At 33.8% G+C, this 12838-nt stretch carries 15 protein-coding genes and 1 tRNA gene; 10 read left to right on the top strand and 6 right to left on the bottom strand.

Going from position 1 to position 12838, the window contains the following annotated elements; all coding sequences use genetic code 11:
• Positions 1-24: 24 nt before the first annotated feature.
• Positions 25-441 (bottom strand): archease, encoded by a 417-nt coding sequence (locus tag Nisw_RS03785; protein ID WP_141976655.1) that lies wholly within the window; start codon positions 439-441, stop codon positions 25-27.
• 42 nt (positions 442-483) lie between these two features.
• The gene (locus Nisw_RS03780; protein WP_141976643.1) at positions 484-852 is read right to left on the bottom strand and encodes a VOC family protein; all 369 of its coding nucleotides are present in this window, start codon (positions 850-852) and stop codon (positions 484-486) included.
• A gap of 90 nt (positions 853-942) precedes the next feature.
• On the opposite strand from Nisw_RS03780, the gene Nisw_RS03775 reads away from it, so the two are divergent.
• Complete coding sequence (locus Nisw_RS03775) at positions 943-1479, top strand: DedA family protein (protein ID WP_141976641.1); 537 nt, start codon at positions 943-945, stop codon at positions 1477-1479.
• A gap of 186 nt (positions 1480-1665) precedes the next feature.
• Here Nisw_RS03775 and Nisw_RS03770 read toward each other — a convergent pair whose 3' ends face one another.
• On the bottom strand, positions 1666-1845 hold the full coding sequence (locus Nisw_RS03770) for a DUF1059 domain-containing protein (protein ID WP_141976639.1): 180 nt from the start codon (positions 1843-1845) through the stop codon (positions 1666-1668).
• A gap of 82 nt (positions 1846-1927) precedes the next feature.
• On the opposite strand from Nisw_RS03770, the gene hisS reads away from it, so the two are divergent.
• On the top strand, positions 1928-3211 hold the full coding sequence (gene hisS, locus Nisw_RS03765) for a histidine--tRNA ligase (RefSeq protein ID WP_141976637.1): 1284 nt from the start codon (positions 1928-1930) through the stop codon (positions 3209-3211).
• Here hisS and Nisw_RS03760 read toward each other — a convergent pair.
• Positions 3192-3857 carry a translation initiation factor IF-6 gene (locus tag Nisw_RS03760; protein WP_141976635.1) on the bottom strand — a complete coding sequence of 222 codons (666 nt, stop codon included), beginning with the start codon at positions 3855-3857 and terminating at the stop codon, positions 3192-3194. The genes hisS and Nisw_RS03760 overlap by 20 nt on opposite strands.
• 110 nt (positions 3858-3967) lie before the next feature.
• Here Nisw_RS03760 and Nisw_RS03755 point away from each other — a divergent pair, with 110 nt between their 5' ends.
• The 3 genes from Nisw_RS03755 (at position 3968) to Nisw_RS03745 (ending at position 5272) form a co-directional block, all read left to right on the top strand.
• Complete coding sequence (locus Nisw_RS03755) at positions 3968-4459, top strand: ferredoxin family protein (RefSeq protein WP_141976633.1); 492 nt, start codon at positions 3968-3970, stop codon at positions 4457-4459.
• A gap of 113 nt (positions 4460-4572) precedes the next feature.
• On the top strand, positions 4573-5109 hold the full coding sequence (locus Nisw_RS03750; protein WP_141976631.1) for a ferredoxin family protein: 537 nt from the start codon (positions 4573-4575) through the stop codon (positions 5107-5109).
• A gap of 79 nt (positions 5110-5188) precedes the next feature.
• Positions 5189-5272 (top strand) — tRNA-Ser (locus Nisw_RS03745).
• A 3-nt stretch (positions 5273-5275) separates the two neighbouring features.
• On the opposite strand, the gene Nisw_RS03740 is transcribed toward Nisw_RS03745, so the two are convergent.
• Positions 5276-6226: a replication factor C small subunit gene (locus Nisw_RS03740; protein WP_141976629.1), complete on the bottom strand. Its 951-nt coding sequence runs from the start codon at positions 6224-6226 to the stop codon at positions 5276-5278.
• A 194-nt stretch (positions 6227-6420) separates the two neighbouring features.
• Between Nisw_RS03740 and Nisw_RS03735 the strand changes: the two genes are divergently transcribed.
• Genes Nisw_RS03735 through Nisw_RS03715 form a run of 5 tightly spaced genes read left to right on the top strand, consistent with a single transcriptional unit; the run spans position 6421 to position 12361 of the window.
• Positions 6421-6939, top strand: a complete 519-nt coding sequence (locus Nisw_RS03735; protein WP_141976627.1) for a DNA replication complex GINS family protein — start codon at positions 6421-6423, stop codon at positions 6937-6939.
• Complete coding sequence (locus Nisw_RS03730; RefSeq protein WP_141976625.1) at positions 6932-9019, top strand: minichromosome maintenance protein MCM; 2088 nt, start codon at positions 6932-6934, stop codon at positions 9017-9019. The genes Nisw_RS03735 and Nisw_RS03730 overlap by 8 nt, the downstream gene beginning before the upstream one ends.
• Positions 9016-11145 carry a DEAD/DEAH box helicase gene (locus tag Nisw_RS03725; RefSeq protein ID WP_141976623.1) on the top strand — a complete coding sequence of 710 codons (2130 nt, stop codon included), beginning with the start codon at positions 9016-9018 and terminating at the stop codon, positions 11143-11145. Before Nisw_RS03730 ends, Nisw_RS03725 begins: the two co-directional genes overlap by 4 nt.
• Positions 11142-12134 carry a glycosyltransferase 4 family protein gene (locus Nisw_RS03720; protein ID WP_141976621.1) on the top strand — a complete coding sequence of 331 codons (993 nt, stop codon included), beginning with the start codon at positions 11142-11144 and terminating at the stop codon, positions 12132-12134. The genes Nisw_RS03725 and Nisw_RS03720 overlap by 4 nt, the downstream gene beginning before the upstream one ends.
• Positions 12131-12361: a hypothetical protein gene (locus tag Nisw_RS03715; protein WP_141976619.1), complete on the top strand. Its 231-nt coding sequence runs from the start codon at positions 12131-12133 to the stop codon at positions 12359-12361. Before Nisw_RS03720 ends, Nisw_RS03715 begins: the two co-directional genes overlap by 4 nt.
• On the opposite strand, the gene Nisw_RS03710 is transcribed toward Nisw_RS03715, so the two are convergent.
• Entirely contained in the window at positions 12358-12834 is a 477-nt protein-coding gene (locus Nisw_RS03710) for an acyltransferase (protein WP_141976617.1), read from the bottom strand. The genes Nisw_RS03715 and Nisw_RS03710 overlap by 4 nt on opposite strands.
• Between the last annotated feature and the right edge of the window lie 4 nt (positions 12835-12838).

The raw sequence follows: 12838 nt of genomic DNA, 5'->3' as shown, positions 1-12838 counted from the left end.
ATTGCAAAGAAATATTTACAAAAATTACAAATCAAGCAGAAATCTCATAAAAACTCCTCCATTTTGCTTGATTTCCATATCGTAAAATGTTGGAGCTTTAATTTCCACTTTGAAATTGTGTTTTTTAAAATCAAGTGGTTCGCCATATGCAATTGCATTTATCCTGTAATCTTGATCTTGAATGATGTCAAATTCTATTTTTTTAATTGCAAACCCCTCTGTAATTAGCAAGAAAGGAATCTCTTCTAGCCAACTAAACAGCAAATATCTCAAGTCTTTTCCCTGAGCAGAAAATTTTTTCTCTTCTTTTTCTTCCACTTTATCTTGATCAAGTGTCAAGTTGATTACAGCATCTGCTGTAACTGAAAATGCTTCATGAAGATCTTTTGCTTTTACTTCAATTATTGCATCTGTTGCATGATCTAAAAACTTGTAACTCAATTGTTTGTTTTGATTTCTTTCTAATTATTAATCTAGTTGATATTATTCTGCTTTAGAATCCATTTCAATAATTCCAAATGTATTCATTTCAGTATCTGTACATTGTGAAAACCATCCAACTTTTGGAATTGCCATTTTTGGCACAATTATTTGTCCTCCTTTATCAATAATTTTCTTTGAAAATTCATCAATTGATGGAACTGTAATTGTATTTGTTATGCCAATTTGACCTGGGATTCTCTTTGACAACCCTCCATTAATTCCTGGCTCTTCTTCAGAACCTGTATTGATCATCCAATAATCCATTGGCCCATCCCATTTTTCAAATTTCCAATTAAAAACTTCTTTATAGAATTTCTGGGCTCTCTCTGGATTGTCAGATGGAATATCAAAATGTGAAACTCGTGGCATATTTTTCTCTAAATTTCTAGTCATAAAATAATTTCTAATTTAATCATTTACTCGTAAAGTAATTTAGTACGATTTTATTTTGAGAATCAAATGGAACCATTTGATTCGTTTCTTGTATTTATTACTGATTTTCTTGGAGATCATCTCTATCAAGGAATATTTTTAGCATCTTTAATCGAAACTTTGGTTCCTCCAATTCCAACTTTAGTTGTTTTTCCAACAGCAGGATTCTTGGCATCTCAACAAGGAATTCCACTAGTTGGTGTAATTCCTATGATACTTTTAGGTGCTATTGGTGCTACTATTGGCACTTCATCTATTTACTTTATTGCTCTAAAACTTGGGAGAGTTGTTTTACTACGTTATCTAAAATATTTCAAAATATCTGAAAAAAAATTAATACGTGTTGAAGATTGGTTTGAAAAATATGGTGATAAGGCAGTTTTCTTTGGGAGAATGGTTCCTGTAATGCGTGAAATGATTTCAGTTCCTGCGGGTCTGCTGAAAATGAACATTCCAAAGTTTTTTTTGTATACCTTTGCAGGCTCTTGCATTTGGTCTACTGGAACCATTTTATCTGGATATTATTTCGGAGAAGCGATGGGACTTGCAACTAGTCAGATTTAGACTTGTTCTAGATCCCTGTCTAAATTCACTCCAATCAATTCGGCCCATTTGGCTAATTTTTCAATAAATTTATTGTCTTCTTGTGTAAACATGAATTATAATAGAATAATTAGATAAAAGAAATTACTAATCAATTGTTCATTTTCTTAAAAAAATTTGAAAACTGTCTAGTCTTGTATAGTCGTGTCAGCTAGTTTCTTTAATTAGAGATTTGATACTGGAGATACTCTCTGCATTAAGTTCAACCTCTTTATGTTCTGCTAATACATGCTCTGTAACTTTTGTCATCAATTCTTCTTCAGTATCTGCTGATGCTGACCATCCACAATCTTTGCCTGCATCTGAACAACTAATGCTTTTTGTCATAATTTTGATAATTTTTAGAGATATTTATCTGATTTTACAATAAAGAAATATCTAAATCATAACACCTTATGAAATAATCATCATGGAACTTCCACGAGGGATGAAAGATTTTGAGGCTAATGAAAACTCAAACATTGAGCATATAAGAAATCATTTCAAAAAATTATCTAATTTGTATGGCTTTTCATTTATGGAACCATCTGTTTTAGAATCCCTATCAACACTAGAAACAAAATCTGGTCCTGCAATAAGAGATGAAATCTATTATTTTAAAGACAAAGGAGATCGTGAGGTTGCTTTACGTTTTGACTTTACAATGGGTTTGACAAGGTATGCTACTGCTCAAAAATCAATGAAACTCCCAGCAAAAATTTCTGCATTTGGTGGAGTATTTCGATATGATGAACCTCAAAAAGGAAGATATCGATATTTTCATCAATGGGATGTTGAAGTTTATGGTAAGAAAACTCTAGAATCTGAGGCTGAAATCATCGAATTAACGTCGCGTTTGTTTGATTCATTATTGCTCAAAGATATTGTAATTGACATTAATCACAGGAATCTTGTTGAATCTTATATCAACAAAATCTTTGAAACCCGTGATACTGATAAAGTAGCAGATATTCTAAGAGCAATTGATAAGATTGCAAAAAAATCAAAAGATGAAATTCTAACTGAATTTACAAAAAAAGGATATGATGCTACAAAACTAGAAAAAATTCTGGAATTTTCTCAAGTAAAGGGAACCATTTCTGAAGTTGAAAAATTTTTTGATACTACGCAACTAGAATCATGGGATGAACTAAAACAACTATTTGATTCATTAGAAAACAGAGGAGTCTCTAATGTCCGAATTAATTTTGGTATAGTTCGTGGTTTGGATTACTATTCTGGAATGGTTTTTGAAGTATTTGATAAAAACTCAAAACTTGGTGCATTAGCTGGTGGGGGAAGATATGATACATTAACAAAAGCATTTGGAAGAGATGACATTGGTGCTACTGGTGTTGCAGGTGGTGTAGAACGAATTATTCTAACAATGCAAGAACAAAAAATAATCCCTGAAGTTTTGCAAAATAGAGTTGCAGTTGTTTACATAAATGAAGAGATGCAAAAAGTTGCTCATTCTATCACATCATTATTGAGACTAAACAATATTCCAGCTGATATTGATCTTGCAGGACGTAATCTAAAAAAACAAATGGATAATGCTGGAAATGCAAGATATTCTATAATTGTTGGACCACAAGAACTTGAAAATGGAAATGTTGTATTACATGATATGAAAGATGGAAAAGAAGGAACTATTTCTCTAGAAAAATTAACTGAGGATCCTAACTCTGTTCTTAATTTAGAAAAGCTCTAGTTAACATCATAATCTCTGGACCTGTAGTCAACGAACCTACTACAATGCAATTATTGTTTGCTAAAATTCCTGATGATACATATGGAATCCCATTATTGATAGAACTTTGCTCTATTTTTACGCCTAATAAATTGGAAAATATCTTCATATCTTCCTCATCTGCCTCAGGATGGATTGCTGCTCCTGAATTATTTGCCACCATTACAACTCCTGTTTGATTGAATCCAGCAATTTTTTTCTGAATTGTTTCAACGCCTAATACGTCTGAAATAGTTTGACAATCTTCTTTTGATAGCCATGGTGATACAACTGCACCTTTGTCATTAGCACAAATTACATTTCCTAATGCGGTTAATTTTGAATCTAATACTCCAACTTCTAAATCCAACTCTTTTTTGAGAAAGTCATATTCATTTTGATATGCAGTTTTAGGTAACAAAATTCCCTTGTTATTCATTATGCATAATGCACCAATTAATCTAGTATTTGCAATTGATGTAAAAAGATAATCTACTCCAAGATATTTTGCCAGTTTTTCTGCTTTAGTTTTTGCAAATCCCATTGGAAGCAAAATTGTTTTATCATTAACACTAATGTAAACTCCGATGTTTGGGCCACGGTATACATCAAATTTGATAATATCCATATCCAAAAAATTGATCGTACAGCGTTATGAACGTAAGGGATCTATTCGTGACTAGAATTACAAAATTAAGCTAGTCTAGCTTTAAATAATAACTGAATGAAAACCTCATCATGCCAATAGCAGAAAATTTCCCTGAAGGACTAAAACCATTAGGAAAAATTTCAGACGGTGAAGGACACTTTCACATTATGTGGGGTCCTGGAAGATCAGACGCTGAAGCATTTTCAGATGCTGATGTCAAAGCAGCATATGAAGCAAGAGGCGAAGAACAAGTTCCTCTTGGTGTAAGTGGAACAATGGTAGCAGTTGATTGGGACTCTTGTGTTGCAGATGGTGCATGTATTGAAGCATGTCCTGTACAAGTTTTCCAATGGTATAGAACTGAAAAAGATATCCCCGCAAAAGATGTCGTTGGTCAAACTTTTGATGGAACTGGCAGTTCTGTCAAAGATGAAAGAAAAGATATGACTGACAAGGCAGACCCAATTAGAGAGCATGATTGTATCTGGTGTATGGCATGTGTTTCTGTTTGTCCTCCACAAGCAATCAAAGTAGATCAATCAAATGTTGAAAAACATGAAAATGCTGCAAAAACTCTATAGACTCTAAAACTATTTTTAGAATTTTTATTTTTGTTGATTTTTACCGATCTATTCTAGTTTAGTCACGACTAATTTTATCTAGCTTTAAATAATATTTTAAAATAAAATATTTCATGCCAATAGATGAGAAATTTGTTGAAAATCTAGAAGTCACTGGAAAGACATTGCACTCAGATGGTGAAAATAAACACTTCATCTGGGGTAACGGCAGAACTGATGGTGAGGCATTTTCAAACGATGATGTCAAAGCAGCATATGAAGCAAGAGGCGAAGAACAAGTTCCTCTTGGAATTCACGGTACAACTGTAGCAGTTGACTGGGACTCTTGTGTTGCAGCAGGTTCTTGCATGAGTGTCTGTCCTGTTCAAACCTTCCAATGGTATAGAACTGAAAAAGATATCCCAGCAAAAGATGTAGTTGGTGCAACTTTTGACGGAACTGGTTTAACAGAACAAGATGAACGTCTAGATTACACAGATAAATCAATGCCAATCAGAGAACATGATTGTACACAATGTATGGCTTGCCAAGAAGCATGTCCAACACACGCAATCCTGATTGAACCATCTTACCAAGAGTTTCACGAAAAAGCTGATGGCTCTTATGTAAAAATGGAATCAAGCTCTGTAAATCCACACGCACACGATTAAAGAAATTTTTTCTTTTTTCTTATTTTTACAAATTAACCCATCCTCAACAAATTTTAATGTCTATAATCCATAATTTTTTGCAGAGGTCGCCTAGCTCGGTAGGGCGCGGGCCTTGAGAGCCTGTGTGCGCAAGCATACGGGGGTTCAAATCCCTCTCTCTGCGTTTTTAATTTTCTATTTTTGCAAGTTCTGCTAGCATTGCAGATAATTGAATTTCTGAATTAGACCCAACTAAAATTCTGTAATCGTATTTTGCAATTACCTCTAAAATATCTGATAATTTTTCATGTTTTGACTTGAATACTGCAGAATTCAAATATTTCAAAAAGTCTGATTCTGACATTCCATAAACTTTGATTAATTCAATCATCTTTTCTCTTGCCTCTAAAATCTTTCCAGATAATGCAATTTTTAGAACTTCATCAACATCTGTTGTTTTTGTTAATCCTGCTGACGACTTTACATTTTCTTCAGAAATTGAACCCAAACTGGCAGTAGCTTGCATGAGATTAATTGCATGTCTTAAATCTCCTTCAGAATAATCATAAATTGCTTTTAACCCCTTTTTGTCCGCCTTTACTTTCTCTTTTTTAGCGATTTCTTCAAGTCTTTTTATGACATCTTCTTCTGGAACTGATGTAAATTTGAAAGTTGCACATCTACTTTGAATAGGATCAATAATTTTTGAGATGTTGTTTGCAATTAAGATAAATCGGCAAATTTTTGCAGTGTCTTCTATAATTCTTCTAAGCGCCGTTTGCGCATCAGAAGTCATTTCATCTGCTTCATCTAAAATGATAATTTTGAATGGAACATCTGCCATACCTGCATATCTTGAAAACTTTTTTACTTTTTCTCTAACCATTCCGATTCCTCTCTCGTCAGATGCATTCAATTCTAAGGTGTAATCTTTAGCGTAATCTCCTAAAATCTGTCTTGAAATGCATAATGCAGTAGTTGTTTTGCCAACCCCTGCTGAACCCGAGAATAATAGGTGAGGCATATCTGTTGGATCTTTGATCAAAGCTTCAAGACTACCAATTATCTCTGTTTGATTGACTACTTCAGAAAGTTTCATTGGTCGATATTTTTCTACCCACATTCCAGTTGCAGCCATATGAGAACATGGAGGCAATTCCCACTAATAAATCCGAATTGGTTATTGTCACATACCGCTAATTAAAATCCCTTTGAGCATAAAATAATGAGCGATCAGCCTGCAATTAATTAGGATCAATTGATCTCACTAAATTGTTAACAGAATTGATCGATCCGATACTTGAGGATCTAAAAGACAAAAAGTGATCTCACATGGAAATAGACAAAATAGAAAAAGTACACTCGATTGGATACCGCCTAAAGGATGCTAAAGTGACCATAAATCAAGACTACAAATTCAATGTTGCAGGCCTAAAAACTGAAGGAAAACAAGGCGAGGTAAATAATATGCCTCAATGGGTAGGCAAAATCCTTGCTGACAATAATTTAGGAATTCTTGATTCTCCTGATATGATTACTGAACTTAAACAAGCATTATCAAAAGAAAAAATGGTTGGGGAATACCAAATCTCTACACTTGATCCTCACTTTTACATTAAACTAAAACAATCCATGAAAGAACTGAATCGAGATGATTTTGATAAAGTTGAAAGTATGATGTTAGAATTGTTTAGGATGAGACGAGGAAAACTAGTAAAATTAGCTGATTCTATAAAACTAAATTCAGATTTGTACAACAAACTAACTGTTGAAGAAGTAATTTTTTATAAAACTATCTATGAAAATAGTGTAGAATTTGAAAATCAAATAAAAGGTGAAAAAGATGAGTAGTGCTCAAACTAGTACCTTTACTGATTCTGCATTATCTGATAAAGTAAAAGAATTTTTGACTAGATTCAAAGATGGTACTGGTGAGTACAAGTATGTACAGGCAATCGATGAAATGATGCCTAAGAATTCTAAATTCATTATTGTTGATTACAATGATTTGATTATTGAACCAGAAATCATATCAATTTTTTCAGAAAATCCTGATAGAATATTTGATGCGTTTTCTAGGGCAATCAAAGAAGCATTGCAAACAAGATTTCCTGATTATGCTGAAAAAATTAAAGATGAAGTTCGTGTTAGATTAATCAATTATCCTTCTGAGCGAAGTCTCAGACAAATCAATGCTGAAACTATTGGTTCTATTACTAGTGTCTCAGGAATGGTAGTTAGAGCTTCTGAAGTAAAACCCCTTGCAAAAGAATTGATCTTTGTTTGTCCTGATGAACATCAAACTAAAGTTATTCAGATCAAGGGAATGGATGTTAAAGTTCCAGTTGTATGTGATAATCCAAATTGTAAACATCGGGAATTTGATCTAAAACCTGAAGCAAGCAAATTCATTGACTTTCAAATTTTAAGATTACAAGAACTTCCTGAAGATCTTCCTCCCGGACAACTTCCTCACTATATTGATGTCACAATTAGGCAGGATCTGGTAGATAATGCCAGGCCTGGAGATAGAATTGTCCTTACTGGAGTAGTTCGTGTCGAACAGGAATCTGTAACTGGAGTTACACGTGGTCATAGTGGATTGTATAGATTGAGAATTGAGGGAAATAATATTGAATTTTTGGGCGGACGTGGATCTAAAACATCAAGAAAAATTGAAAGAGAAGAAATTTCTCCTGAAGAAGAAAAAATGATCAGAGCCCTAGCTGCTAGCCCGGATGTTTATCAAAGACTAATTGATTCATTTGCTCCTCATATTCAAGGGCAATCATTAATCAAAGAAGCAATTCTGTTACTAATTGTCGGTTCTAATCAAAGATCGTTAGGTGATGGCAGTAAAATTAGAGGAGACATTAACGTATTTCTTGTTGGTGATCCTGGTACTGCAAAAAGTGAAATGCTAAAGTTTTGTTCTAGAATTGCTCCTCGTGGTTTGTATACTTCTGGTAGAGGTTCTACTGCTGCAGGACTTACTGCTGCTGTTGTAAGGGATAAGACAGGAATTATGATGTTAGAAGCTGGTGCAGTTGTACTTGGTGATCAAGGTCTCGTAAGTATAGACGAATTTGATAAAATGAAACCTGAAGATAGAAGTGCATTACACGAAGTTATGGAACAACAATCAGCAAGTATTGCAAAAGGTGGTATTGTTGCAACACTAAATGCAAGAACATCTATCTTAGCCGCAGCAAACCCAATGTATGGAAAATATGATCCATTCAAAAACATTACAGAAAATGTCAATTTACCAATTCCTCTTTTAACAAGATTTGACTTGATTTTTGTTGTTAGAGATATCCCAACCAAAGAAAGAGATGAGAAGATTGCAAGACACATTATAGAATTGCATACTCCTCAAGGAACTGACAAAAAATCTGTCGTTGATGTTGATTTACTTACAAAATATCTTTCATACGCAAAACGTGGAGCCCCTGATCTAACAAAGGAGGCAGAACAAAAAATTCTTGATTATTACCTACAAATGAGAAATGTCGAATCTGAAGAAATGATTACAGTTACTCCTAGACAACTTGAGGGTATTATCCGACTCTCTACTGCTAGAGCCAGATTACTCATGAAAGACAAGGTTGAAGAAGAAGATGCTGAGCGTGCAATATTCCTAATTCAAAGCATGCTTCAAGATGCTGGTGTTGATGTCAATACTGGAAAGGTTGATCTTGGTGTACTTCAAGGAAAGCCAAGAAGTGAGGTATCAAAGATGCAACTATTCATGGATGTACTTAAGGGGTTGGAAGGTGACAACAAGATTCCTGTTGAAGAAAAAGCATTTGTTAGAGAACTTGAAAAAAGCGAAAAATTCACAGAAGAAGAAGCAAGAAACTACATTAGAAGAATGCTTAGAGAAGCATCTATTTATGAATCAAAACCCGGTCATTATAACCGAGTATGAAAATAGAAAAATTAGAACTTCCAGAATCTGCAATTAAATTTTTAAAATCACAAGGTTTTGAAAAATTATATCCTCCACAAGCTGACAGTGTAAAATCTGGATTACTTGATGGCAAAAGTATACTTGTTTCTGCTCCTACTGCAAGTGGAAAAACTCTGATTGCAATGCTTGCAATGATGAGTTATCTTTCAAAAAATAAAGGCAAAGTAATCTATCTTAGTCCTTTGAGAGCTTTGGCTGCTGAAAAATTTTCAGAGTTTAAAAAATTAGAAAAAGTTGGATTGGGAAATAAAATCAAAGTTGGAATCTCTACTGGTGATTTTGAAAATATTGAAAAAAATCTGGAAAAAAATAACGTGTTGATTTTAACAAATGAAAAAATGGATTCAATAATCCGACATGGTGCTGAATGGATTGATGAAATTGGTTTAGTGATTGCAGATGAAGTTCATCTAATTGGTGATGAAAGTAGAGGTCCAACATTAGAGATGATATTAACTCAACTAAAACTCTTAGAAACAAAACCACAAATTGTTGGTCTTAGTGCAACCATTACAAATTCTGATGAACTTGCAGATTGGCTTGAATGTACTCTAGTTGAAAATACTTGGAGACCTGTTCCCCTTTCTGAAGGTGTTTGTGATGCCGGAGAAGTAACCATGGCTGATGGTACAACATTTGAAGTTGAGCGTAGTATACGTGGAACACCCATTGATTTAGGCGTACAATCAGTCAAAGATGGTGGTCAGTCATTAGTTTTTGCTGAAACTAGAACTCGTTCAAAATCCCTTGCAACAAAAGCTGCTGATGTAATATCTCAAATTTTAGAAAAAAAAGAAATGTCTCAATTAGAGAAAACTTCAAAAAAAATTCTTTCTGAAAACGAACATACAGAATTAGTAAAAACATTGGCTCTTTTAGTAAAAAAAGGAGTTGCGTTTCACCATGCTGGACTAAATCAAAAATGTAGAGAAACAATAGAGACAGAATTTAGAAATGGCACTATCAAATTATTATCCTCAACTCCTACTTTAGCTGCAGGTGTTAACTTGCCTGCAAGAAGAGTTGTAATTTCTAACGTTAATAGATACAATGCAAAAGTTGGTGCAAATAGACCGATTAGCATTCTTGAATACAAACAACTTTGTGGCCGAGCAGGAAGGCCTCAATATGATGATTATGGAGAATCAATCATTGTTGGAAATGGTAATACTGATGATCTAATTGATTATTACATTAATGGTGAACCTGAACCTATTGAATCAAAAATTACTGATGATAAATCCTTGAGAACTCATATACTCAGTGTTATTGTAACTCATCCTGGAATAAAAAAAGAAGAAATTTTAGAATTCTTTTTAAAAACACTTGGTGGTATGCAATCACGTAAACCCACTATAAAATTTGCAATTGATATTTCATTACGTTTTCTTTCTAGTCAATATCTGATTGTGAAAAAAGGTGAACGATACGCTGCGACTGAATTTGGTAAAAAAACATCAATGCTTTACATTGATCCACTTACTGCCACTTATTTTAGAGATGCACTTGAAAATGTATCTGAAGAAAGAAAACACACGTTTGGATTCTTGCATCTGATTTCAAATTGTGAGGAATTTTTTCCAAAATTTTCGCTTAGACAAAAAGACTATGAAACGGCAAGTCTTATGATAGAAAATAATTCTTCAGAACTCTTAGAGCCTATTTCTGAATATGATTGTTCTAGAAGTCTATTGGCTCTTCAGTTTTGGATTACAGAATCCACCGAACTTAGTCTCTCAGATAGGCTTGGAATAGAATCTGGAGACATGCACAGGATGACTGAGACTGGAGATTGGCTTTGTTACTGCCTAAGGGAGATTGCAAAGCATGTTGAACGAGCAGATTTGCTTGAAGAATTAGGCGATTTACGTAGAAGAATATCTTATGGAATTAGAGAAGAATTGCTTGATCTAGTTAAGGTAAAAGGAATTGGTAGAATTCGAGCAAGAATTCTATTCAAACATGGAATCAAAAATCTTGATGATTTGGCAAAGATTCCTGTGAATAAATTAGCAGAAATAGATAAAATTGGTTCAACCATTGCGGATAACATCAAGACAGAGTTACGAAGGGTTAGATATTGATTGATTTAGTGATCCCAGCATTTGTTTCCTGTATTGTTGCATTTTTTGTTGTTTTTGTAACCATCCCTCCACTAATCAAATTCTTACAAAAACGAAACATGGCGGTAAAAGATATGAACAAAAAAGAAAATGTTATGATTGTCAGACCTGGTGGGCCATCTATTATTTTAGGAATTATTGCTTCAGAAATTGTTTTGTATGCATTTTTACAACTAAATGAAATCATTGCAATAATTATTACAACTAGTGCTGCATTTGCAATAGGATATGTAGATGATAGAAAAGTTATGGGAGGATGGTTTAAACCTGTAACTCTTGCTATTGCAGCAATTCCAATAATTGTATTTGGTGCATATGATACTGATCTTGCATTTCCATTATTTGGCGAAGTGCAAATTCCAGCTTTATATCTTGGATTAATACTATTGATGATTCCAATTACTGGAAACACAATAAACTCTATTGATGTTCTAAATGGTGTAGCAAGTGGCTTTATGGTAATAGCAAGTTTTTCATTGTCTATCTGTTTGTTTATTGTACAAAACTATGAGATTGCAATTGTTAGTTTACCATTAGGATTTGTTTCATTAGCATTTTATAAATACCATAAAATACCAAGTAAAATTTTCCCAGGTGATTCGGGAGCTTTGACTTTGGGTGCAATGTATGGCTCTATTGCAATTGTTGGAGGTGTAGAAATTATTGCAGCAGTTGCATTGCTTCCTGCAGTGATTAACTCATTCTTGTTCCTCTCAAGCGTAAAAAAAATAGTAGAACATAGACAAATCAAGGGAAAACCTGTAGAACACACTGAAGATTTCAAACTAAAAGCAACCAATGATAAGACTGCACCTGTGACTTTGGTAAGATTAATTCTAGCTGGAGGCCCACTGTCTGAAAAACAAGTAGGCCTTGCAATATTCAAACTAGCAATATTTTCAGGTATCTTGGCCGTAATTACTGCATTTATGATGGGTGGTTCTCTTTGAAATCTGGAATTTATGGATTTTTGTTTTCAATGTGGATCTTGATCCTAATTGGTGGAGGAATCGTAGTAACACTTCTTGGACCTATAGAAGTTACGGGATATGGTGATGCAAACTGGTTTATTGCATCAGTAATTAAAGCAGTGATTGCAATAATTCTTGTAATTATTTGGATTTTAATTCTATCAAAAATGAAAAATTGGATTTTTAAAAAAGATATAAAATCTTAATTTTCTAACCATTTTTTTTGTTTTTTATCGTACTCTTCTCTGGTCTTTCTAATTGTTGCAGGGGAACCCATCACAACGACATTTTCAGGAACATCTCTTGTTACAACTGCTCCCATTGCAACAACACTATTCTTTCCAACAGTGACTCCTGCTTTTATCACAGCCCGTGCTCCAATTATTGCACCATCTTCTATTGTTACTCCTACCATTTTATCACACATTGGATAAGGATCATTTGTTAATACTGCAGCAGGACCAATGAAAGCATTTTTTCCAATTCTTGAAAGTGGAGGAATATATGCTGAACCTTCAATTTTTGTGTTCTCTCCAATCTTTACATCGTAATCAATATGAACAAGGGAACCAATTTTGACATTGTCTCCAATCTCCACGTTATCTCCAACATAGGTAAAATGCCAAATTGATACGTTTTGACCAATTTTTGCTTTATCTGAAATAAAATTTGTAACCATTTTT

This window comes from Candidatus Nitrosopumilus sp. SW, assembly GCF_006740685.1.
Taxonomy (GTDB): domain Archaea; phylum Thermoproteota; class Nitrososphaeria; order Nitrososphaerales; family Nitrosopumilaceae; genus Nitrosopumilus.
This window is presented reverse-complemented; position numbering and strand designations above follow the sequence as displayed.

Bases quoted from the DNA above. Each gene is read 5' to 3' on its own strand.
- Nisw_RS03725 (WP_141976623.1), top strand. From the start codon at position 9,016: ATGAAAATAGAAAAATTAGAACTTCCAGAATCTGCAATTAAATTTTTA.
- Nisw_RS03780 (WP_141976643.1), bottom strand. From the start codon at position 852: ATGCCACGAGTTTCACATTTTGATATTCCATCTGACAATCCAGAGAGA.
- Nisw_RS03755 (WP_141976633.1), top strand. From the start codon at position 3,968: ATGCCAATAGCAGAAAATTTCCCTGAAGGACTAAAACCATTAGGAAAA.
- Nisw_RS03730 (WP_141976625.1), top strand. From the start codon at position 6,932: ATGAGTAGTGCTCAAACTAGTACCTTTACTGATTCTGCATTATCTGAT.
- Nisw_RS03770 (WP_141976639.1), bottom strand. From the start codon at position 1,845: ATGACAAAAAGCATTAGTTGTTCAGATGCAGGCAAAGATTGTGGATGG.
- Nisw_RS03735 (WP_141976627.1), top strand. From the start codon at position 6,421: ATGGAAATAGACAAAATAGAAAAAGTACACTCGATTGGATACCGCCTA.
- Nisw_RS03775 (WP_141976641.1), top strand. From the start codon at position 943: ATGGAACCATTTGATTCGTTTCTTGTATTTATTACTGATTTTCTTGGA.
- Nisw_RS03760 (WP_141976635.1), bottom strand. From the start codon at position 3,857: ATGGATATTATCAAATTTGATGTATACCGTGGCCCAAACATCGGAGTT.
- Nisw_RS03750 (WP_141976631.1), top strand. From the start codon at position 4,573: ATGCCAATAGATGAGAAATTTGTTGAAAATCTAGAAGTCACTGGAAAG.
- Nisw_RS03710 (WP_141976617.1), bottom strand. From the start codon at position 12,834: ATGGTTACAAATTTTATTTCAGATAAAGCAAAAATTGGTCAAAACGTA.
- hisS (WP_141976637.1), top strand. From the start codon at position 1,928: ATGGAACTTCCACGAGGGATGAAAGATTTTGAGGCTAATGAAAACTCA.
- Nisw_RS03740 (WP_141976629.1), bottom strand. From the start codon at position 6,226: ATGGCTGCAACTGGAATGTGGGTAGAAAAATATCGACCAATGAAACTT.